This is a genomic window from Brachybacterium aquaticum (assembly GCF_014204755.1).
Classification (GTDB): Bacteria; Actinomycetota; Actinomycetes; order Actinomycetales; family Dermabacteraceae; genus Brachybacterium; species Brachybacterium aquaticum.
Genome location: NZ_JACHLZ010000001.1, coordinates 2,551,926 through 2,572,841, shown reverse-complemented (window position 1 = coordinate 2,572,841; position 20,916 = coordinate 2,551,926). Strand labels below are relative to the sequence as shown.

The following is a 20,916-nucleotide window of genomic DNA, read 5'->3' as shown; positions in this document are numbered from 1 at the left end:
GCTCCGTGCCGTCGATCGTGTCCCGGGGCGCGGCCGGCGTCAAGGGGGCGGAGGCCCCGGCCGCCACCCACCTCCCTGTCCTACCCTCGAGGCATGAGCGCACCCACCCGCCGCATCGGTTCCCTCACCGTCTCCGCCGTCGGCCTCGGCGCCATGCCGGTCTCGCTCCCGCAGGCCGCCCCGGTGCCCGAGAAGCAGGCGATCGCCACCTTCCACGCCGCGCTCGACGCCGGCATCACCTTCTTCGACACCGCGGACATCTACGCCCCCACCTGGGACACCATGGGCTTCAACGAGCGGCTCGTCGCCGAGGCGCTGCGCACCTGGCACGGCGACACCTCGGGCGTGGTCGTCGCGACCAAGGGCGGCATCACCCGCGGCGAGGGGGAGAAGTGGGGCCGCGACGGCTCCCTCACCTACCTCCGCTCGGCGCTCGAGAAGTCGCTCACGGCACTGGACCGCGACAGCGTGGACCTCTACTACTGGCACCGCCCGGACCGGTCGCTGCGCTACGCCGAGGGCGTCGAGGCGCTCGCGACCCTGCAGCAGGAGGGCCTGATCCGCGAGATCGGGGTGTCCAACGCGAACATCGAGGAGATCGCGGTGGCGCAGGAGGTGCTCGGCGAGGGCGGTCTCGCCGCGGTGCAGAACCAGTTCTCGCCCACCTACTTCCATGACAGCCGCGAGGAGCTGCGCCACTGCGGCGAGCACGGCATCGCCTTCGTGCCTTTCTCGCCGCTCGGCGGAGTGGGCGGCGGGGTGCGCGGCCTGCGCGACCGGTTCCCGCAGGTCCGCCGCATCTCCGACGCGCACGGCGTCAGCCCCCAGCAGGTCGTGCTGGCCTGGGAGCTGTCCCTCGGCGAGCACGTCATCCCGATCCCGGGAGCGAGCCGGCCCACCTCGATCACCGACTCCGCGAAGGCGATGAGCCTGCAGCTCACCGCCGAGGAGAAGGCGGAGCTCGACGCGATCATCGAGTGAGGCGCGGAGCAATTCCTTTGCCGGCATCGTCCACCCGGCGTAGCGTGGCCCGGTCCACGACGAACCAGGAGATGAGCATGCGCGACGAGCGTGCAGGGAGCGGGGCGGCCCACCGGGCCTGCTCGGTGTGAACGGGGGCGCCCGGGCGCCCGCCGGTTCCGCACCCTCTCTCGATCATCACCAGGACACCCCCATGCTCTCCTTCACCGAATCCCAGCTCCGCGACGCCTTCGTCAACGCCTCCAAGGGCGAGGCGAAGCGCGCCGCCCTGCCCGACCTCGCGGCCGTCGACTTCGACGCGCTCGACTACCTCGGCTGGCAGGACCCCAAGCGGCCCCGCCAGTACTACGTCGCTCTCGACCTGGACGGCGAGCCCGCCGTGCTGCTCCTGCGCGGCCCGGAGAACCCGCCCGCGAAGAAGCTGCTGTGCGCGTGGTGCGAGGACATCATCGACGGTGTGCACGCCGCGTCGTTCGTCGCGCCGCTCGCGGGCGAGTCCGGCCGACGCGGCAACACCGTCGGCACGGCCATCTGCGCGGACTTCCGCTGCTCGCGCAACGTACGACGGGAGCCGTCCTCCTTCGAGCTGCGCACCGAGGACCCGGCCCTGCTCGCCTACCACCGCGAGCAGAAGATCCAGGGGCTGCGCGAGCGCTCCACCGGCTTCGTCCGCTCTGTCCTCGCCCGTAGCTGACCGCTCAGGAGCAGGCTCAGCTCATCCGGACCACGACGTCCGCCCGGTCGCGGGTTCCCGCGATCAGGCGGGCGTTGTCCTCGTCCGGCCCGAGCGCCCACTCCCGTGCCTTCTCCGGGTTCTTCCCGAACCGCTCGTGCCGGGCGATGAGCCACTCGTGGCGCAGCTCCTCCGGTGCCTCGACGAACCAGCGCGCATCCAGCAGGCCGCTCACCTGCGCGAACGGTCCCTCGTCGAGCAGTAGGTAGTTCCCCTCGGTCACCACGAGCGGCACGTCGGCGCGCACCTCGATCGCGCCTGCGAGGGGCTGCTCGAGGTCCCGCTCGAACATCGGCGCCCACACCGGCTCATCCCCGGGCAGCTGGGTGCGCAGGCGCTGCAGCAGCGCCACGTACCCTCCCGCGTCGAAGGTGTCGGCCGCGCCCTTCCGCGCTGAGCGACCAAGCCTCTCGAGCGCCACGTCGGCGAGATGGAAACCGTCCATCGGCACCACCGCGCACGACCCCGCCGGCAGCCGCTCCGCGAGCAGCGCCGTCAGCGTCGACTTCCCCGCCCCCGGCGCGCCCGCGATCCCGAACAGTCGCCGGGTGCCGGTCCGTCGGGCCTCGTCCAGGAGCGCGAGCGCACGCTCGACCGCCCCCTCGGCCGTGATCTCATCCACGAAGGCTCACCTCGAGCACCTCGCCGCGCAGCGGCAGGTGGATGAGCACCTGTGAGGGCGCTATGCCGCTCGCCGCGAGGGCGCGGGAGTACGTGGTCAGCTGCCCGAGGTACTTCTCGCGCACGTGCTCGACCGGGTGATCGCCGGGGTAGGTCTTGTGGTCCACGAGCACGATCTCACCGGAGGGCAGGCGCAGCAGGGTGTCGATCCACCCCTCCATCACCTGATCCTCCTCGTTCCACCAGGAGATCGGCTGCTCGGTGAGCTCCTCCGCCCCGGGGAACTCGTCCGCGACGAACGACGCCCACGCCTGTCCGGCCTCCTGCAGCATCTCGGAGCCGACGGCGCGGGTCACGGCCCAGCGCTCCACGAGCCGCTGCGCGGCCGACGCCTTCTGCGCCTCGCTCAGGTGCGCGAGCGGCAGCGCGAGATAGGCGTGGATCGCCTCGCCGACCCGCTCCCACTGCGGCCCGCCGTTCGTGACGAGCCGCCGCCCGATCGTGCGCGGCGCGTGCACCGTGCCGAGATCCTCCGCCGACGCCACCCCTGACGCCTGGAAACGGGCCCTCACCTGCTCCGTCTCGACCCGCGGTCCGGTCAGATCCGTCGCGGCGAGCGGCGTCCGACGCGCGGAGAACCCCGCCGGCCCGTCCTCGAGCACCCCTGCGGGAGATCGCATCACGGCCGGCAGCGACGCCTCCCCGCGCACGGCGATCCCGTCGGCCCCCGCGGACCATGACAGCAGCGGCTCCTCGCCGGGGACGAGCAGGTCGAGCACTGGCGCCGTGCCGGGGCCGCTGAGCACGGTGACGTCGGCCGCGCGGGTGAGCGCCACGTACTGCAGGCGCCCGGACTCCTCGCGCTCGGAGCGGGCCCGACGCTGGGCATGGGCGGACGCCTCGAGCCCCTCCTGCAGCGGGCCGAAGCGGGGCAGCACCTCCGGCCAGTACCGGGGCGAGCGGCCTGCGAGCGGGGCAGAGACGTCGAGGGTCTCCGCCGGCACCACGAACGCGCCCGAGGTCTGCGCGCGTACGGTCGGGCTGTGGTCGAGCATGACCACGACGTGCGGCCATTCCAGGCCCTTGGCGCCGTGGATCGTGCCCACCCACACGGTGTCCGGGGTGCCGGTGAGGTCGGGGCCGCGGTCCACCGCGTCCAGGGCGATCCGCAGACCGGTCAGTGTGATGGGGGAGGAGGTGGCCCGGGCCTGCTCGGCGTACTCGGCGGCGACGGCACGCAGCGCGTCCAGGGTGCGCAGGCGCTGATCGGGACAGGACCAGGACCGCAGCCGCTCGGGCAGGTCCAGCGCATCGATCACGGCGGTGATCATCTCGACGGGGGTCAGGGAGATCGCGCCCTCGCGCAGGGCGCGCAGCCCGTCGAGCACCGGTGCCCGCCACCAGCTCGCGAACAGCTCGGTGCGTGCGGTGCGGTCGCTCTGCGCGGCGAGGTCCGCGAACCAGGTCCCGTGCGCGGGATGGTCCGGGAGCAGGTCCACGAGCTCGGTGAGGGCGAGGGTGTCGGAGAGGTCCAAGGTGACCGCGAGCGCGGCCCGGACCAGGCGTCCCTCGCGGGTGGCGAGCAGCGGCGCGCCCTCGCCGGAGGCGGGGATGCCGCGGGCGGTCAGGGCCGCGATCACGTCCTCGGCGCGGCAGTTCGAGCGCACGAGCACCGCGATCTCGGCGGGGGAGGCGCCCTCCTCGGTGAGCAGGGTGAGGATCCCGTCGGCGATCGCGGTCGCGTGCTGCCCGTAGGTGAGCGACTTCGGGACGGACGGGGTCCACGCCTCGAGCCGGCCCGGGCGGTGCCCGTCGGCCGCTCGACGTGCGATCGCGCCCGGCGCGGCCGTGGTGACCACGCGCTCGCGCGGCAGGTCGGGGAAGACGCGCGGGAACACGGCGTCGACCAGGGACAGCACCTGCTCCTGGGAGCGCCAGGAGTGCGCCAGGTCCTTCACCTCGGCGGCGCCGAGCTCCGCGGCGCCCGCCTCGATCCGGGCGATGATCTCGAGCATGAGCTGCGGGTCCGCGTCGCGGAAGCCGTAGATCGCCTGCTTCGGGTCGCCCACCCAGATCGTGTGCTCCACCAGCGAGGACAGCTCGAGGAACAGGGCGAGCTGGACGGGGGAGGTGTCCTGGAACTCGTCCACCGCGAGCAGGCGGAAGCGGGAGCGGATCACCTCGCGGGCCCGGTCGCTGCTGCGCAGCAGCTCGAGGGTGCGCACCTCCTGGTCGATGAAGTCGATCAGCCCCAGCTCGTCCTTGAAGGTCTGGTACGCCTCGAGGGACTCGGCGGCGGTGCCCATCACGAGCGCGACGAGGTCGTGGATGTCGCGGTGCAGGGCGGGGTTCGCGGGCAGCTCCTCGAGGATCGTCCTGGCGATGCCGAGCAGCGCCGCGTCGACGTTCTTGACGTACGCGTAGCCCTTGTCCCGGGGCTCGGCGACCTTCGCGATCCGCGCCCAGGCGCTCCACGGCGCCCGGTCCGGGTCGCTCACGCTGCGCAGCACGGCCTCGAGGGTCGAGAGGTGCTTGCGCACGGTCCCGGCGCCCGCCACGGTGAAGGGCCCGTCCCCGGCCTCGGAGCTGCGCACGTCCGCCCACAGGGCCTCGATCGCGCTCGCGATCCCGTCGCGCCAGGCCGGCCGACGGTCCTCCGCCTCCGACGCGGGCAGCGCCGCCGCGGCGTACTCGGCGAATGACGGCTCGATCGCATCCCGCAGCGCGTCCGCGCCGAGGAGGTTGGTGCGGGCGCGGGAGGCGAGCGCCCGCACGTGCGCCCGCCAGGACGGGGAGGCGCCGTAGGGCAGGTCGGGCTCCTCCTCGCCGTCATGCTCGGTGCGGGCCAGCAGGTCCGCGGCGCGGGTCCCGGCGGCTGCGGCGGTCTCGTCGATCGCGGCGCGGAAGGCGTCCTTCTGCCGGTCCTCGTCGAGGACCTGCACGTCGGGGGAGATCCCGGCGTCCAGCGCGAACTCGCGCAGCAGCTCCCCGGAGACCGAGTTGACGGTGCTGATCAGGGCGCTGTCCACGCCGCGGGCGGCGTCGAGCTGGCCGCCCTCGAGCAGGGTGCGGCGCACCCGGTCGCGCAGCTCGGCGGCGGCCTTGACGGTGAAGGTGGTGGCGATCAGCTGCGAGGGGTCCAGCCCCTCCGCGACCCGCTGCGCGATCTCGCGGGTGAGGGTGTAGGTCTTCCCGGACCCGGCGGAGGCGTTGATCAGGGTGAACGTGCTCATCGAAGTGCTCCCGTCGTGCCGCACAGGTGGGCGTGGTCGCTGGTGGCGCAGTGGTCCTCGACTAGCAGTCCGCCCGCCTCGCGCACGGCGGCTCGGGCCTTCGCGAGCGAGGTGGAGCGCTTCTGCCAGCCCTCGCTGCCGTCGAGCCCGGCCCTCTGCTGCGTCTCGAGGCAGCCGCAGCGGATCCGCCCCTCGGCGACCTCGTCGAGCACGGTGGTGACGCCCTGGATCATCCGCGACCAGGCGTTCTGCACGTCCATGGGCTCACGGCGGTGCGGATCGAGCGCCGGGTCGGCGGAGACGAACTCGCCGCTGCGCAGCAGGAAGTAGCCGACGTCCGCGGTCGGCTCGCCGGGATGCTCCTCGGCGAGGGTCCAGGCGTAGGAGGCGAGCTGGATCGCCTCGGAGGTGTCGAACAGGTCGCCGTAGCGGGTGCGGCTGCGGGACCACTTGAGGTCCAGCACGGTGCGGCGCCCGTCGGCGGCGACGGCGTCGAGGTCCCGGCTGCCGCGGAAGCTGATGGTCCTGGACCCGCCGGCGAGCTCCAACGTGAGCGGAAGCTCGAACCCGACCTCGGTCCCCGTGATCCGCAGCCCGGCGCCCGCGACCCCGCGGAACAGAGCCTCCAGCGCCCGCACGGCCCGGTCGGCGACGTCCGCCCGGGCGGCGGCGCGGCCGGGCAGGTCCAGCTCGGAGGCCAGCTGCGGGACGAGCCGGTCCACCACCTGCCGGATCTCCTCGGCCGACGGTGCCACGAGCGGCATCCCGCCGAGCTCCGGGTCGTGCCGTTCGGTCACGAGGGTCTCGACCACGGCGTGGACGAGGGTGCCGATCATCCGCGCGCCCGTGGGCAGCGCCGCGACCTCGGCGGGCCGCACGCCGAGGGCGTACTCGAGCGCCCAGTGGTGCGGGCAGGCCAGCAGCGAGGCGATCTGCGTGTAGGAGAGCCGCTGCGGCAGCAGGTGCGGGACCGGGGCGATGCGGTGCTCGAGCGGCGGCGCGGGGCGCTCCGGCTCCTCCGCCGGGATCGTCACCGGCAGCGACCGCCCGGCGAGGGACCACGTGCCGCCGTCCACGAGCGCCTCGGGCCGCACCCTGGTGCCCTCGCCCAGGTGGGCCAGCAGCCCGGAGGGGCCGGGCGTCTTCTCGAGCCGCCGCCCGGGCAGCACGGCGATGACCTCGCCCGCGCGTCGCAGCCCGCGCAGCGCCGCGTCGACCTCGAGTGCGGCGAGCGCGGTGGGGGAGGGCACCCGCCCGCCTCCGGCCTCGAGCGCGGCGGTCTCGGCGGGGTCCCAGCGCTGGGGGCGCGGGGCGTCGTCGGCCGACGGACCCCACCACAGCACGGTCCCGCCGTTGCTGCGGACCTGCGCGGGGGAGGTGGTCACCTGCCAGGGAGACACCTCCCGCACCGCACGGGGCGAGGGACCGGAGCCGCCGCAGCTGTCGATGATCTGCTGGAGGGTGCGCCGGCCGAGCGGCACGCCGGGGTCGAGCATCCCGAGCACCTCCTGCGCGACCTGCACCTGGGTGAGGCTCGCCAGCAGGTCCCCCTCGCCGCGGGCCACGGCCCGCAGTCGCGCCGCGAGGTCGTCCAGCCGGGAGACCAGGGCGCCCGGTCGCAGGTCGTCGGCCGGCAGCGGGTCGCCCACCAGGCGGTCGATCACGCGCGCGACCTCGAGGGCACGCTCGTGCCCGGACTCCTGGATCCGCGCCAGCGCCCGCTGCCAGGTGGGCCCGCCCACGCCGGGCTCGGCCGAGAGCGCGCCGAGCAGCTCGCGCCGGGCGAGCGCGGGGACCAGACCCACGGGCTCGGCCTCCCCGTCGGCCCCCGGCAGGACCCGCAGGTCCAGCAGCGCAGCCAGCTGGTGGACGTCCACGGGCGCGGTCGCGACGTCGAGGAACAGGCCGAGCACCTGGTGGTGGGCGCGGTCGCGGGAGGCGCCGACCACGCCGAGCGCTGGCAGGCCTCGCCGGTGCAGCGCCCGGTCCAGCACGTCGGTGTCCGCGGCGGCGAGCACGGTGAGGCCGTCTGCGGGCGAGGCGGCGAGGAACCGGGCGGCGACGTCGGCCGCCGTCCATTCGTCCAGTGCCTCGACCATCGTCAGCTCCGGCGCCCCGTCCCCGTCGGCCGACGCGTGCGTGACCCGCACCCCGCCGCGCTCCAGCAGCGTGAGCACCTGCGGCCACATCCCCGGCAGCGCCTCGCGCTCCTCCGCGCAGGTGATCTCCGCGATCCCGAGCGGCCAGCCGGCCGCCTCCCCCTCTAGCAGGTCGAGAATCTCGCGCAGGTCGTCGGCGGCCGACGGCGCGAGAGCTCCGGCACCACCGCTCACCGCGCGGCGCTCCAGGTCGCGCACGATCTCGAGCCGCTCCGGGAGATGTCCGCCCGTCGACCGCCAGCCGGTCGCGAGCGCCTCGTCGCGCCAGCGCAGCAGCTGTGCCGCGGTGCTCCACGGGTCCACGGCGAAGGAGCGGGCGGGCCAGGCGTCCGGCACCTCGGCGAGGTGCTCCTCGAGCAGGCGCAGGTACTGCGCCACCCGCACCGCCGGCGCCACCGCGGGCCGGGTCAGGCCCAGCCGGTTCTGCAGCAGCTGGGTGAGGCCGCGCGGGCCGAGGCGGGCGGCGCCGGCCGCTCCCGTCCCGTCGGCCCAGGCGGCGCCGTCGAGGGACCAGCCGAAGTCGATGCGCATGGCCCCACGATAGGGGCCGGGTGCGACAGTCGGAGCGGGCATTCAGGCCCGCGCGCGCCGTGCCTCGAGGACCCCCATCACCAGCTGGCCGATCCGGACGGGCACCACGAGCCCGGCGACGCTGCCGAAGCCCTGCGTGACGATGTCCGGGAGGTCCTCGAGCAGGGAGGAGACGGGCAGCACCAGCAGGGCCATGAGGGAAAGGCCCACGGAGGCCAGGCACAGCGACGGGGTGACCCAGGCGGTGCCGATCCTGCCCTCCGGGGCGGAGAGCCGGGCGATGCTGCGCACCACCAGCACGGCGTCGAGCGCGAGCACCACCAGAAACAGCAGTGCCGCGATCCCAGCGGGGACCAGCATCAGGGTGAGCCAGGGCTGCAGGTCCTTCGGCTGCTCCTCGCCGAAGCTCATGAGGTCCGGCACCAGGGTGACCACCCAGACGAGCCCCACCATCGCGGCGACGGCCAGGAGCCCGGCCGCGACCAGCCACACGCCGGCGTCGACCGCCGCCCACATCCCGTCCCGCCGCGGGTCCCGCTGCATGGCCCTATCGTAGAGCGACCAGCGCGAGGATCCCGCCGATCAGCTGGCCGATCCGCGCCCAGGGCGCGAGCACCAGCAGCATCCCGGCGAGCATCCATCCCGCGAGCATCTGCGCCTGGTCGAGGTCCGCGGCGCCGGCGGCCCAGAACGCGCCGAGCAGCAGCAGCGGCACGAGCGTGCACACCCCGGCGGCGACGAGGTTGAGGATGTGCGTGGTCCGTCCGTCGGCCCGTCGCACGCCCAGGAGCCCCAGCACCGTCAGCACCGCGTCCAGCACGACGCTGAGCAGCGCGAGCGCCCCGCAGCCCACGAGCGTGATCACGAGGACCCGGCTCCAGGACTGCACCCGCTCGTGGCCGCCGTCGGTGGGGGTGAGCACCTCGCCGACGCCGAGGAAGGCGGTGAACACCCCGACGAGCGCCGCGGCCGCGAGGGCGAGCAGAAGCATCGACCCCGCGACCGCGGCGATGAGGGAGAGGATCCCGGTGCGTCTCACCCCTGGTTCGCGCTGCCCGGGTGCGCCCACGGCGGCACGGAGCCGCCGGGGTAGCCGGCCGGGGGCTGCTGGGCCTGCGCCTGCTGCCTCTGCGCGTCGCGGGCGCGCTGCTCGGCCTGCTGGCGGGCCCGCTCGCGGCGCTGCTCCTCCTGGGCGCGCAGCTGCTCGGCCGAGATGCGCTGCCTGTGCGCGGCCTCGTCGACGTCCGCATCGGCGTCGGCCTGGTGTGCGGCCTGCGCCTGCAGCATGGCCGAGCGGATCTCGTCGCCCATCGACCCGACGGCACCGGGGTTGCTGGGCAGGTAGAGCACGTTGGAGCGGCCGTTGCGGGCCACGTCCTGCAGGGTGTCGAAGTACTGGGTCATCAGCAGCAGCTGCTCGGCGGAGTTCTCGATGCCGACCTTGCGCAGCATCTCGTACTGCTCCGCGATGCCCAGCGCGATCGCCTTGCGCTGCGCGGCGACGCCCTCACCCTGGAGGCGCTTGGACTCGGCCTCGGCCTCCGCCTGGGTGACGCGCTTGATCTTGTCCGCCTCGGCGAGGGACTGGGCGGCGACCCGGTCGCGCTGGGCGGCGTTGATGGAGTTCATCGAGTCGCGCACCCGCTGGTCCGGGGAGATGTCCTGGACCAGGGTGTTGATGATGTTGAAGCCGAACTTCTGCATCGAGGCGGACAGGGTCTGCTCGACGCTGCGGGCGATGTCGTCCTTGGACTCGAAGGCCGCGTCCAGCTCGAGGCCCGACAGGGCGGAGCGGACGGTGTCGAAGACGTAGGAGCGGATCTGCGCCTCGGGGTTGGACAGCTCGTAGTAGGCCGCGACGACCTGGTCCTGCTGGATCTGGTACTGCACCGCGACGGGCACGGTGACGAACACGTTGTCCTTGGTCTTGGACTCGATGTTCACCTCGAGCTGCTGGACGCGCAGCGACACGGGGCGGGTGATGTTGTCGATGAACGGGGTCTTGAAGTTCAGACCCGCGTGCGCGACCCGCTTGAACTTCCCGAACCGCTCGACGATCACCGCCTCCTGGGTGTGGACGGTGAACATGAGCGAGGTGCGCAGTCCTCCGAACAGCAGTGCGGCCACGATGGCCAGGACGATGACGAGGCCGATGACGACGACCGCGACGACGATCAGTCCTTCCACGGTGGTCCCCCCTTCCGGTAGTGGTCAGATGTGACCCACGCTACCAAGCGTTCGTGAGGCTCCTGTTCAGGACGACCCGAGCTCCATCTCGATCCTGCGCGCGATGCGGCTCGGCGGCACGGGCGGGGCGTAGCGGCGGATCACCATGCCGTCGGCACCGACGAGGAACTTGGTGAAGTTCCAGGCGATGCGCCCGCCCATCACCCCGGCCTTCTGCGCGCACAGCCACTTCCACATCGGCGGGGCGCCGGCGCCGTTGACGTCGGTCTTGGCGAACATCGGGAAGGTGACCGAGTAGGTCTGGGTGCAGGTCTCCAGGGTCTCCTCGTCGGTGCCGGGGTCCTGGTGGAACTGGTCCGAGGGGAAGCCGAGCACGGAGAAGCCGCGGGGGGAGAAGCGGTCGTGCAGCTCCTGCAGCCCGCGCAGCTGCGGGGTGAAGGCGCACTGGGTGGCGGTGTTGACCACCAGCACCGGGTGGCCGCGGAAGTCGCCGAGCGAGCGGGTGCCGCCGCCGATCAGGGGAGCGTCGAAGTCGTGCAGGGTCGAGCCGGCGGCGTCCATGGTCTCCTTCGGGGTGACATGCGCCTCCATCCTAGGGCTCCCGGGGCTCTACGACAGGAACTCGTCCACCTCGGCGCGGGTCGGTGCGCTCTCGGGTCCGCGCCGGGTCACGGCGATCGCGGCGGCGGCGTTGGCGCGGGTCGCGGCGGACTCCCAGTCCGCGCCGAGGGCCCGCTCCGCGAGGAGCACCCCGGTGTGGGTGTCGCCGGCGCCGTTGGTGTCCACCGGCGTCTGCGGGAAGGCCGGGATCTCGGTGCCGCGGCCGTGGTGGAAGACCAGGCAGCCGCGGTCGCCGTCGCGCACGATCACCACGGCGCCCGGACGCAGTCGGCGCCGGATCGCGGCCGGGGTGTCCTCGAGCGCATCGAGATCCGTCAGCGCCCGCGCCTCGTCCGCGTTCGAGGTCCACACGGTCGTCACCGCCAGCACCCGCTCCTGCAGCTCCCGCGGGAACTCGGCGAAGGCGTCGCCCGGATCGAGCACCACGTCCACCCCGGCGGGCAGCGACTCGAGGAACTCCAGCAGCGGCTCGCGGGTCGGCTCGAACAGGGTGTAGCCCGACACGCACACCAGGTCCCCGGGCTCGGGGGCGAGCCTCGCGAGCGACTGCGCGGTGATCTCCCGCTCGGCGCCGTAGACGGTGAGGAAGGTGCGCTGCGCGGTCGGCTCGACCATCACCACGCAGTAGCCGGAGTCCTGGCCCTCGCGCGGCTCGTCCGCGAGCGCCACACCGTCCTTGGCGAGCGCGGCGCGCAGCAGGTCCCCGTTGGGGCCGACGCCGTGGGCGCCCCCGTGCACGGCCTTCGCGCCGGTCCGCGCGGCGGAGACCAGGATCGTCACGGCCCCGCCGGCGTAGCGGTGCTCGCTGCGGGCGTTCGCGTTCCCGCCGCGGGGCGGCAGGGCGTCGATCTCGAGGACCACGTCGACCAGGGCCTGGGCGGTGTGCAGCACGCGGGGCATGGGAGCGAGTGTAGAGGTGGCACGATGGCCCGATGAGTGCTTCCCGCCGCACACCCTGGATCATTATCGTCGCCGTGCTCGCGGTCGCCGCCCTCGTGGTCGGGGGGCTCGTGTGGCGGGGCCGCGCGGCGGGCGGCGAGGAGGAGGCCGCGGCGCTGGCCGCCTCCCTCGCCTCGGGCGATGCCGCTCCCGACGAGGACGCTCGCGTGCTCGGCGCGGTCCGCGAGGCCCTCGGCGCCGACCCGGAGGTCACCCTCGCCGACGCCGTGGAGGCCCGAGGCGGCGTCCGCACCGCCACCTACGACTGGTCCTGGCCGCTGCCGGAGGGGACCTGGGACTACACGACCACCGTCGAGCTCGAGCGCGGCGAGGGCGGCTGGACCCCGCGGATCGTCGCGGGCGCCCTCGCCCCGGGCCTCGCGGACGGCGAGCAGCTCGAGGTCGCGGACCTCGAGGCGACCCCCGGCACGATCACCGACCGCGACGGCACCGAGCTCTACGGCCCGGTCGACGTGAAGGTGCTGGGCCTGGACAAGTCCCAGCTCGAGGAGGCGGATGTCGACGCCGCCGCCCGCGAGCTCGCCGGGATCCTCGGCACGGACCCTGATCGCCTGGCCTCCACCGCGGCCGCCGCAGGCGACGAGGCCTTCGTCCCCGCCCTCACCATCCGCGTCGCCGACGAGGGCAGCTACCGCCTGGACGACGCGGCGCAGGTCCCCGGCTTCCACGTCGTCGAGGAGCAGCGCCCCCTCGCCCTCGAGCGGGACTACGCCCCCGGCGTGCTTGGCTCCCTGCGCGAGGCCACCGCCGAGGACATCGAAGGGTCCGACGGGGAGATCGTCGCGGGTGACCTGGTCGCGACCGGCGGCGTCATCGCCGCGGAGCAGGACGCCGTCACCGGCACCCGCGGCCTGGACATCCGCGCCGTCGACCCCGAGTCCGGCGACGCCCGCTCCCTCACCCGCCTCGACCCCGTCGACGGCACCACGGTGCGCACCACCCTCGACGACGACCTGCAGCGCCGGGCCACGGCCGCGATCGCGGGCGAGGACTCCCCGTCGGCCGTGATCGCCCTCAGCGCCTCGACCGGCGACGTGCTCGCCGCGGCCCTCGGGCCGACGGGGCAGTCGTACCCCGTGGGCCTGGTGGGCCAGTACGCCCCGGGCTCGACCTTCAAGACCGTCACCGCGCTCGCGCTGCTGCGCGCCGGCGTCACCCCGGACACGACCCTGCAGTGCCCGGAGACCGCGACCGTCGCCGGGCGCAGCTTCAAGAACGCCGACTCCATGGACCCGTCGCTGTTCGGGGACATGCCGCTGCGCTCCGTCATCGCGCACTCCTGCAACACCGCCCTGCTGCTCCAGCACGAGACCGTCGACCAGGCGGCCCTCGCCGACGCCGGGGCCACCCTCGGCATCGGCCAGGACGCCCCGGCGGGGCTCGACGCGTTCATGGGCTCGATCGATCCGGCCGACGAGGGCGTCGAGCACGCCGCGGCGATGATGGGCCAGGGCCGGGTGCTCGCCTCGCCGCTCGCCATGGCGACCGTGCTCGCGAGCGTCCAGAACGGCGCGACGGTCACCCCGCGGATCCTCGACGACCAGGAGCCCGCCGCGCCCGAGATCGCCCACCCGCTCACGGCCGACGAGACCGCGCAGATGCAGGAGATGCTGCGCGGCGTCGTCACCGACGGCAGCCTCGACGACTTCGCGGACCTGCCCGGCGAGCCCGTGATCGGCAAGACCGGCACCGCCGAGTACACGAACGCCGACGGCGAGCTGGCGCTGCACTCCTGGGTCATCGTCGCCCGGGGCGACCTGGTCCTCGCCGTGTTCGTCGAGGACGGCTCCTACGGCTCGGTGACCGCCGGGCCCATCGCCCGGGAGATCCTCGCAGGCTCCTGATGGGACTCAGTGACCGGCACTGAGTCGCGCCCACTCCTCGAACGGCGCCACCGCGTCCGCATGCCGGTGCTGCGCGGTGGGCAGCAGGGCGTGGTGGCCGGGCCGGGCGAAGTAGTCGTGCACGGCCTCGTCGCCGAAGCCCGCCCGGGCGGCGTCGGCCCGTCCCGCCGCGAACACGACCTCGTCGACCCCGGCCCACAGCGCCGCGGCCAGGCACATCGTGCACGGCTCGCAGCTGGAGAAGAGCACCGCGCCCGGCAGCTGCGCGGCACCGACCTGCGCACAGGCCGCCCGCAGTGCGACGATCTCCGCGTGGGCGGTGGGGTCGTGGTCCGTGAGGATCCGGTTCACTCCCTCGACGACCTCTCCGCCGGGAAGGCGCACGAGCGCCGCGAAGGGCTGCTCCCCGTCGCCGACGTTCGCGATCGCGAGGTGGATCGCGCGCTCGAGCATCTCGGTCGGGTCGGTGCGGTCCATGTCGGTCCTCCTCAGAGTGCGGCCGCGACCTCCACGGCCTGCCGGATCGCACGCTCGGCGTCGAGCTCGGCGGCGACGTCTGCCCCGCCGATCACGTGCACCCGGGGGCTGCGTCCCCGTCGGGCGGCGATCACCTCGTCGGCCAGCGCGTTCACGCTGACCTGCCCGGCGCACACCACGATGGTGTCGACGTCGAGCACCTGCTGCTGTCCATCCTCCGTGATGTGGAGGCCCGTGTCATCGATCCGCTCGTAGGTGACGCCGACGTGCTGCACCACGCCCGCGTGCCGCAGCTCCGCGCGATGCACCCAGCCGGTGGTCTTCCCGAGCCCGGCACCGATGCGAGTCTCCTTCCTCTGCAGCAGATGGACCTCTCTCGCCGCGGGAGCCGCGGGCCGCGTCGCCACCCCGCCCCGCACTTGGTCAGCGTCCACCACACCCCAGTGCTCCTTCCACCGCGCCGCCTCCAGGCTCGGGGAGGGGCGCGGGGCGGAGAGGAACTCGGCGACGTCCACGCCGATGCCGCCCGCGCCGATGATCGCGACGCGCTCCCCGGCCTCGGCCCGGCCCTCGAGCAGGTCGGCGTAGCTGATCACGTCCGGCCCACCCTCGCGCGGCAGGTCGATCTCGCGCGGGGCGACGCCGGTGGCGACGATGACGTCGTGGAAGCGTTGCAGGTCCGCGGTGCCCGGGCGGGCGCCGAGCCGCATCCCGACCCCGGCGGCGGCGAGCCGCATCCGCCAGGACTGCAGCGCCTGCGCGTAGTCCTCCTTGCCGGGGATGCGTGCGGCCAGGCGCAGCTGCCCGCCGATCTCGCCGGTCGCCTCGAAGAGGGTGACGATGTGGCCGCGCTCGGCGGCGGCGAGGGCCGCCTCGAGCCCGGCGGGGCCCGCGCCGACGACGGCGACCCGCCTCGCGCGGCGCTCGATGACGGGGGTGAGCACCAGCTCGGTCTCGTGCGCGGCGCGCGGGTTCACCAGGCAGCTCGCGCGCTCGCCGACGAACACCTTGTCCAGGCAGGCCTGGTTGCAGGAGATGCAGGCGACGACCTGGTTCGCCCGGCCGCCCGCGAGCTTGTTCGGCAGCTGTGGATCGGCGAGCAGCGGGCGGGCCATGGAGATCAGGTCCGCCTGGCCGTCGGCGAGGACCTGCTCCGCCACCGCCGGGTCGTGGATCCGGTTCGAGGCGACCACCGGCACGTCCACCAGCTCGCGCAGGCGCGCGGTGTTCTCGGCGAACGCGGCGCGCGGCACCGACGTCGCGATCGTGGGGACCCGCGCCTCGTGCCAGCCGATCCCGGTGGACAGCACATCGACCCCGGCCCGGATCAGGGCCTGCGCCAGGGCAGTGGTCTCGGTCCACGTCTGCCCGCCCGGCACCAGGTCCAGCAGGGAGATGCGGTAGCTGAGCAGGGCCTTCTCCCCGATCGCCGCGCGCACCGCGGCGGTGACCGCGAGCGGCATCGCCCGTCGGCCCTCGGAGGTGCGGCCCCAGCGGTCCCGCCTGCCGTTCGTGGCGGGCGCGAGGAACTGGTTCAGCAGGTAGCCCTCGCTGCCCATCAGCTCGACCCCGTCGTAACCGGCGTCGATCGCGCGCCGCGCCGCCTCGGCGTAGTGGTCGATGGTGCGCCGCACCCCGCCCCGGGTCAGGCGCCGGGAGCGGAACGGCGACAGCGGCGACTTCCCGCCGCCGGGGGAGGCGGCGAGCGGCTGGACGGCGTAGCGGCCCGCGTGCAGGAGCTGGAGGATGATCCGGCCATCTGCCTCGTGGACCTCGCGCGTGACCAGGTCGTGGCCGCGCAGGGTACGGGCGTCGGCCTGGGAGCCGTGCGGGGTGAGCCGCCCTGTGCGGTCGGGGGAGTAGCCGCCGGTGACGATCAGTCCCGCCCCGCCGCGGGCGCGCTCGCCGAGGTAGGCGGCGAGCTTCTTCACGTCGCCGGGGCGGTCCTCGAGACCGGTGTGCATCGACCCCATGACGATGCGGTTGCGCACCTCGAACGGACCGAGGTCCAGCGGGGAGAGCAGGCGGTCGTAGGTGCGCGGGGAAGCCATGTCCGCGATTGTGCCACCCGGTGTGGTTCGCTGGCGCATACGCTGGGGCCCCGTCCCTCTGGCCAGGAGCTTCCGTTGAGCCGATCCCTGCTGATCATCGTCGACGTCCAGAACGACTTCTGCGAGGGCGGTGCGCTCGGCGTCGAGGGCGGCGCCGCGGTCGCGGGGCGGATCGCCGCACATGTCGCCGCCGGCGGGTACGACCGGGTTCTCGCCAGCCAGGACTGGCACCGCGGGGACACCGACAACGGCGGACACTTCTCGACGACGCCGGACTACGTCGACACCTGGCCGGTGCATTGCGTCGCCGGGACCGAGAGTGCGGCGCTGCGCCCCGAGATCGCGGCGCTCGATGCAGAGATCGTGCACAAGGGCCATGGGATCCCGGCGTACAGCGTCCTCGAGGGCGAGGTCATCGAGACCGGGGAGAGCGTCGCCTCGCTCGTGGCCGACGGCTGGGACCGGATCGACGTGGTGGGCCTCGCATACGACTTCTGTGTGCGGGCCACGGCGCTCGGCGCAGCGGCCTCGGCGCCCGTGCGCGTGCTGCGGGATCTCACCGCGGCGGTGCATCCGGACGGTGTCGAGCAGCTCGAGCGGGAGCTGGAGGCGGCGGGCGTGCAGATCGTCCGCTAGAACGGCAGGTCCTCCTCGTCGGTGTCGACGTCGGTGTCGTTGCCGGCGCCGGGCGGGATGATCCGCCGCCCCTCCCTCGCGGTGCTGTGCCGCTCGAGATCCCGTCGCACGGCCTCGTGGTAGGCGCGGATGTTCGCGCGCTCGGCCTCGTGCACCCGCCACGCCTCCTCTAGCTCGGAGGCGACGGTGGGGCTGACCAGGTCCGTGTCTTCGAGCGTGGAGGTGCGCAGACCATCGCCGAGGTCCCAGACGGAGCGCAGCGGATCGGGCGTGGTGGTGCCGTCACCCTCGGACGGATCGTCGATCGGCCACCGCCACACGTCGATCAGGTCCTTCGTCTTCCACGCATGATGCAGCCAGCACAGCCGGTGGAGGTTGAACAGGGAGGTCCGGCCTCCCAGGTCCGGTTCCTCGTGGTCGTACTCCTCGATGTGGTCGTCCTCCGCGGCGTAGGCGGTGGGTCGGGTGCACCCCGGCGCCGCGCAGATCGGGTGTCTCAGCCGCAGCAGGAGCCGCATCTGGGCGGTGGGTCGGTAGGTCGTGGCCGAGACGGGGAGGTAGGCGCCGGTGATCGGATCGGTGAGGATCCGCGTCCAGGTCGCCTCCTCGGCGGCCAGCTCCCGGGCCTGCTCGGCGGGGATGGGGGTCATGCCCTCGAGCATCGCCGGGTGGTTGTCCACGCCGAGCATCGTCGTCACCGGGACGGTCAGCAGCATCTTGTACACCGACCGCGTCTCCTCGACGGGGTCGATGTCCAGCACCGAGTGGGTGAGGATCGCGTACTGGAGGCGGCGCAGGGACAGGGGCCGGCCCTGGCTCCGCACCACGTCGTCGAGGTCGAACGGCATCGGACCCTCCTCACCGCCTGCGAGGGCATGGCGCTGCGCGTCCTGCACGGTGCGGGCGGCGATGTCGAGCCGGTGGGCGAGGGCCCTGATCTCGAGGATCGGGCCGGTGATCGTGATGCTGGCGGTGCCGTGGAGCGGGTCCACCGCGCCGAGCTCGACCTTCGGCGTGGGAGAGGGGAGCGTCGGCAGAGTGCCCTTCCGCGCCTCGGCGACCGCGTAGCGCACCTGCTTCTCGAAGGTGCCCTGGGAGACGTTCGCGACGTCGACGTCGTGCAGGCGGAGATCGACCATCTCCACCTGGTCGTCGTCCAGGGACTGCACCTGCCGCAGGAGATAGCGGAAGAAGGGCTCGGGGAGGTCGCCGCGCTCGAGGTTGGCGAACATGGTGGGCAGGCGGTGCACGGCGCGCAGGGCATCGTGGATCTGGTCGGTGGCCTCGGCGGTCGAGCAGCGCAGCCCTGCCGCGATCTTCATCCCGGTCATGTCCGCGTCCTCGAGCACGCCTCCGTTCTCGGAGTCGTTCTCGTACAGCTCGGCGAGCATCCTCAGGTGGATCCCGTACAGGCGGGAGCGCTCGCGCATCAGGTAGTGGACGTCCAGCACCGCGCCGGCGACGGGGCTGCGATAGCCGCCCGCCTCCTCGAGCACCGTGGCGGGGGTCAGCGGCTTGCGGGCACGGACGCGGAAGGACTTCGCAGGCTCCGGGGCGGCGTCCGACGGGGAGTTCGCGGGCGCCGGCTCCTCACCGGGATGCCGGCTCGGGAAGCGAGAGGTGTACCAGTCCCATGCCGGCTCCTCGAGCTCACCCATCGCGATCCCCTCCTCCCGTTGCGTTCCTGTCGCGCACGTGTCGCCGTCCCCGCCTGTGGAGCCACGCCTCGGTGGCTCCCTGAATACGTCGAGAATATCGAACCGACGTCGCTCACCCAAGGGTCACCTCGAAATGTGGATAAATATGTGAAAAAGTGGGGTGTGTGGAGGAGAGGTCGGGCGAGGAAATGGCGGGGGAGCCGACGTGGCCGATGCTCTCGACGGCTCGTCGCGCCTGCATCATGCCTGTTTGTGTGCATTATTCGCCCCGCTGTGGACACCTCGGTCGCCTCCCGGCCTGCCCCGCGACACGCCACTACCAAAAGGGTCCGACAGATGAAGAACAATCCCCCGAAGAATGTGGACAACCCTGCCTGTCGAGATCCCGTCGGCCGCCCTCGAGATATCCACAGTCCTCCTGCCCCCTCCCCATCCGTCACTCCCGCAGGGCAGGATGGGAGCCATGACCCGCCCCAGCGCCAACCCGTTCACCCCCGGCTTCGGCCTGACCCCGGTGATCCTCGCCGGCCGCGACCTCGCGATCGAGGAGTTCACCGCCGCGCTCGCCGGGAACGTGCCCGAGGCGCGCGCGATCCTGATCTCCGGTGCGCGCGGCACCGGCAAGACGGTGCTGCTGTCCGAGTTCCGCGAGCTCGCGCTCGAGGCGGGATGGATCGACCTGCGCTTGCACACCTCCTCGACCTCTCTCGTCGAGGAGCTGCGCGGGCAGGCGATCGCGCACCTGCGCGAGCTCGACCCCGACTCCGAGACCTCCAAGCTCACGATGGCGAGGATCGCGAGCGTCGCCGCGCAGCGGGATATCCACGAGCGATACACCGGCGAGCTCGAACCCCTCACCGTGGTCCTGGACCGGCTCGCGCGCCTCGCGGAGGAGGAGGGCGGCGGAGTGCTGATCACGCTGGACGAGGTGCAGTCCGTGGACCGCGCCCCGCTGCACGCCCTCACCCAGCACGTGCAGGACCTCATCGGCTCCGGGCACGCGGTCGCGTTCCTCGCCGCCGGGGTGCGCACCGGGGTGGACGCGCTGCTGGACCACGAGGGCGCGACCTTCCTGCGCCGTGCCCACCGCATCGAGGTGGGCAGCGTGGACGTCGGCACCGCCGCCGAGGCGATCCGCATGACCGTTGCCGACACCACGAAGGGCATCACCCCCGAGGCCGCGGTGCTCGCCGGGGAGATCTCCCGCGGCTACCCGTATCTCATCCAGCTCGTCGGCTCCAAGGCCTGGCAGAACAGCGGCGACGCGGACACGATCGAGATCGAGGACGTCCGCGGGGCGCGGGACGCGGTGGTCGCGGCGATGATCAAGAACGTGCACGGCCCAGCCCTGCGCGGGCTGAGCCCCCGCAAGCGCGAGTACCTCCGCGCGATGCTGGAGGACGAGGGCCCGTCGGCCGTCGGCGTCATCGCCGGGCGCATGGGCATCGAGTCGAGCCAGCAGTCCGGGTTCCGCCAGCGCCTCATCGAGGACGACCTCATCCGCCCCGCCGGCCGCGGCCACGTCGAGTACTCCCTGCCCTATCTCGCCGACGCCCTGCGCCACGAGGAGCGCGAGGGCGTGGGGGCTGATGTCGAGCCCGACACCGGGCTGACCAGGTCGCATCGGGCACGGCGCGAGCGATGAGACCGCCCCGCACCTACACGACCGGTCCCATCACGCGTGGACTGCGCGCCCTCACCGTCCTCGCCGTGCTCGGCACCTCCGCCTGGATCCTCGTGCGCTACCCGGGCCTGTCGGACATCGTCGCGACCCACTTCGACGCGAGCGGGCATCCGGACTCGTTCGGCCCGCGGTGGTCGATCCTGGTGCTCGGCGGGCTGATGCTGGTGCTCTCCCTCGGGATCGTCGCCCTGTCCTCGCGGCCCCGCCTGTTCAACTACCCGGTTCGCATCACCGAGGAGAACGCGCAGGCCGTCTACCGCGAAGGCGAGCGGATGCTGGTCTGGACCGGACTCGCGATCCAGCCGATCTACCTCGGCATCGCCTGGTCGGTGATCGTCGGGGGAGGGGCGCCGCTGATCGTGCTCGGCGCTGTCGCCCTGCTCGCCGCCTGCGCCATGGGGATCGTGCGGATGGTGCGGGCAGGTCGGCGGTAAGTCCGTCGCCCCTCCCCGCCGGCGCCGAGCTCGACCAGTACCTCGCCCTCGAGCCGGCGCTGGACGAGCACGCCCACAGCGGCAGTCAGGCACTCACCCCGGAGCA

At 73.4% G+C, this 20,916-nt stretch carries 17 protein-coding genes; 6 read left to right on the top strand and 11 right to left on the bottom strand.

The features are described from left to right. Positions 1-93 precede the first annotated feature (93 nt). A complete protein-coding gene (locus HNR70_RS11495; protein WP_184325787.1) occupies positions 94-981 on the top strand; it encodes an aldo/keto reductase in 888 nt (295 codons plus the stop codon). A gap of 193 nt (positions 982-1,174) precedes the next feature. After that, positions 1,175-1,675 carry an FBP domain-containing protein gene (locus tag HNR70_RS11490; protein ID WP_184325786.1) on the top strand — a complete coding sequence of 167 codons (501 nt, stop codon included), beginning with the start codon at positions 1,175-1,177 and terminating at the stop codon, positions 1,673-1,675. A gap of 16 nt (positions 1,676-1,691) precedes the next feature. On the opposite strand, the gene HNR70_RS11485 is transcribed toward HNR70_RS11490, so the two are convergent. From HNR70_RS11485 to HNR70_RS11450, 8 genes are all read right to left on the bottom strand, one after another. Then, positions 1,692-2,336, bottom strand: a complete 645-nt coding sequence (locus HNR70_RS11485) for a nucleoside/nucleotide kinase family protein (protein WP_376768823.1) — start codon at positions 2,334-2,336, stop codon at positions 1,692-1,694. Next, a complete protein-coding gene (locus HNR70_RS11480) occupies positions 2,329-5,568 on the bottom strand; it encodes a UvrD-helicase domain-containing protein (RefSeq protein WP_184325785.1) in 3,240 nt (1,079 codons plus the stop codon). Before HNR70_RS11480 ends, HNR70_RS11485 begins: the two co-directional genes overlap by 8 nt. Beyond that, positions 5,565-8,258, bottom strand: a complete 2,694-nt coding sequence (locus tag HNR70_RS11475) for a PD-(D/E)XK nuclease family protein (protein WP_184325784.1) — start codon at positions 8,256-8,258, stop codon at positions 5,565-5,567. Before HNR70_RS11475 ends, HNR70_RS11480 begins: the two co-directional genes overlap by 4 nt. 42 nt (positions 8,259-8,300) lie before the next feature. Further along, positions 8,301-8,801: a hypothetical protein gene (locus HNR70_RS11470; protein ID WP_184325783.1), complete on the bottom strand. Its 501-nt coding sequence runs from the start codon at positions 8,799-8,801 to the stop codon at positions 8,301-8,303. Positions 8,802-8,805: 4 nt separating this feature from the next. After that, positions 8,806-9,297 carry a hypothetical protein gene (locus tag HNR70_RS11465; RefSeq protein ID WP_184325782.1) on the bottom strand — a complete coding sequence of 164 codons (492 nt, stop codon included), beginning with the start codon at positions 9,295-9,297 and terminating at the stop codon, positions 8,806-8,808. Beyond that, positions 9,294-10,445, bottom strand: a complete 1,152-nt coding sequence (locus HNR70_RS11460; RefSeq protein ID WP_184325781.1) for an SPFH domain-containing protein — start codon at positions 10,443-10,445, stop codon at positions 9,294-9,296. Before HNR70_RS11460 ends, HNR70_RS11465 begins: the two co-directional genes overlap by 4 nt. Before the next feature lie 66 nt (positions 10,446-10,511). After that, positions 10,512-11,036: a glutathione peroxidase gene (locus HNR70_RS11455; protein WP_246375205.1), complete on the bottom strand. Its 525-nt coding sequence runs from the start codon at positions 11,034-11,036 to the stop codon at positions 10,512-10,514. Between the two features lie 18 nt (positions 11,037-11,054). Further along, the gene (locus tag HNR70_RS11450; protein WP_184325780.1) at positions 11,055-11,966 is read right to left on the bottom strand and encodes a PfkB family carbohydrate kinase; all 912 of its coding nucleotides are present in this window, start codon (positions 11,964-11,966) and stop codon (positions 11,055-11,057) included. A 32-nt stretch (positions 11,967-11,998) separates the two neighbouring features. On the opposite strand from HNR70_RS11450, the gene HNR70_RS11445 reads away from it, so the two are divergent. Then, a complete protein-coding gene (locus HNR70_RS11445; RefSeq protein WP_184325779.1) occupies positions 11,999-13,870 on the top strand; it encodes a penicillin-binding transpeptidase domain-containing protein in 1,872 nt (623 codons plus the stop codon). 6 nt (positions 13,871-13,876) lie between these two features. On the opposite strand, the gene HNR70_RS11440 is transcribed toward HNR70_RS11445, so the two are convergent. Together HNR70_RS11440 and HNR70_RS11435 are read right to left on the bottom strand one after the other, a co-directional pair. Beyond that, complete coding sequence (locus HNR70_RS11440) at positions 13,877-14,347, bottom strand: nucleoside deaminase (RefSeq protein WP_184325778.1); 471 nt, start codon at positions 14,345-14,347, stop codon at positions 13,877-13,879. Positions 14,348-14,358: 11 nt separating this feature from the next. Further along, positions 14,359-16,398 (bottom strand): NADPH-dependent 2,4-dienoyl-CoA reductase, encoded by a 2,040-nt coding sequence (locus HNR70_RS11435; protein WP_184325777.1) that lies wholly within the window; start codon positions 16,396-16,398, stop codon positions 14,359-14,361. 75 nt (positions 16,399-16,473) lie between these two features. Between HNR70_RS11435 and HNR70_RS11430 the strand changes: the two genes are divergently transcribed. Further along, positions 16,474-17,034 (top strand): isochorismatase family protein, encoded by a 561-nt coding sequence (locus tag HNR70_RS11430; RefSeq protein ID WP_184325776.1) that lies wholly within the window; start codon positions 16,474-16,476, stop codon positions 17,032-17,034. Here HNR70_RS11430 and HNR70_RS11425 read toward each other — a convergent pair. After that, positions 17,031-18,692 carry a DUF222 domain-containing protein gene (locus tag HNR70_RS11425; protein ID WP_184325775.1) on the bottom strand — a complete coding sequence of 554 codons (1,662 nt, stop codon included), beginning with the start codon at positions 18,690-18,692 and terminating at the stop codon, positions 17,031-17,033. The two genes, HNR70_RS11430 and HNR70_RS11425, sit on opposite strands and share 4 nt — an antisense overlap. A 463-nt stretch (positions 18,693-19,155) precedes the next feature. Between HNR70_RS11425 and HNR70_RS11420 the strand changes: the two genes are divergently transcribed. After that, a complete protein-coding gene (locus HNR70_RS11420) occupies positions 19,156-20,337 on the top strand; it encodes an ATP-binding protein (protein WP_184325774.1) in 1,182 nt (393 codons plus the stop codon). After that, positions 20,334-20,810, top strand: a complete 477-nt coding sequence (locus HNR70_RS11415; RefSeq protein WP_184325773.1) for a DUF1648 domain-containing protein — start codon at positions 20,334-20,336, stop codon at positions 20,808-20,810. The genes HNR70_RS11420 and HNR70_RS11415 overlap by 4 nt, the downstream gene beginning before the upstream one ends. Positions 20,811-20,916 lie beyond the last annotated feature (106 nt).

What these genes read in the sequence shown, in the direction of transcription:
- HNR70_RS11480 (WP_184325785.1), bottom strand. Translation starts at nt 5,568, where the DNA reads ATGAGCACGTTCACCCTGATCAACGCCTCCGCCGGGTCCGGGAAGACC.
- HNR70_RS11450 (WP_184325780.1), bottom strand. Translation starts at nt 11,966, where the DNA reads ATGCCCCGCGTGCTGCACACCGCCCAGGCCCTGGTCGACGTGGTCCTC.
- HNR70_RS11425 (WP_184325775.1), bottom strand. Translation starts at nt 18,692, where the DNA reads ATGGGTGAGCTCGAGGAGCCGGCATGGGACTGGTACACCTCTCGCTTC.
- HNR70_RS11420 (WP_184325774.1), top strand. Translation starts at nt 19,156, where the DNA reads ATGACCCGCCCCAGCGCCAACCCGTTCACCCCCGGCTTCGGCCTGACC.
- HNR70_RS11445 (WP_184325779.1), top strand. Translation starts at nt 11,999, where the DNA reads ATGAGTGCTTCCCGCCGCACACCCTGGATCATTATCGTCGCCGTGCTC.
- HNR70_RS11455 (WP_246375205.1), bottom strand. Translation starts at nt 11,036, where the DNA reads ATGGAGGCGCATGTCACCCCGAAGGAGACCATGGACGCCGCCGGCTCG.
- HNR70_RS11415 (WP_184325773.1), top strand. Translation starts at nt 20,334, where the DNA reads ATGAGACCGCCCCGCACCTACACGACCGGTCCCATCACGCGTGGACTG.
- HNR70_RS11490 (WP_184325786.1), top strand. Translation starts at nt 1,175, where the DNA reads ATGCTCTCCTTCACCGAATCCCAGCTCCGCGACGCCTTCGTCAACGCC.
- HNR70_RS11475 (WP_184325784.1), bottom strand. Translation starts at nt 8,258, where the DNA reads ATGCGCATCGACTTCGGCTGGTCCCTCGACGGCGCCGCCTGGGCCGAC.
- HNR70_RS11440 (WP_184325778.1), bottom strand. Translation starts at nt 14,347, where the DNA reads ATGGACCGCACCGACCCGACCGAGATGCTCGAGCGCGCGATCCACCTC.
- HNR70_RS11470 (WP_184325783.1), bottom strand. Translation starts at nt 8,801, where the DNA reads ATGCAGCGGGACCCGCGGCGGGACGGGATGTGGGCGGCGGTCGACGCC.
- HNR70_RS11435 (WP_184325777.1), bottom strand. Translation starts at nt 16,398, where the DNA reads ATGGCTTCCCCGCGCACCTACGACCGCCTGCTCTCCCCGCTGGACCTC.
- HNR70_RS11495 (WP_184325787.1), top strand. Translation starts at nt 94, where the DNA reads ATGAGCGCACCCACCCGCCGCATCGGTTCCCTCACCGTCTCCGCCGTC.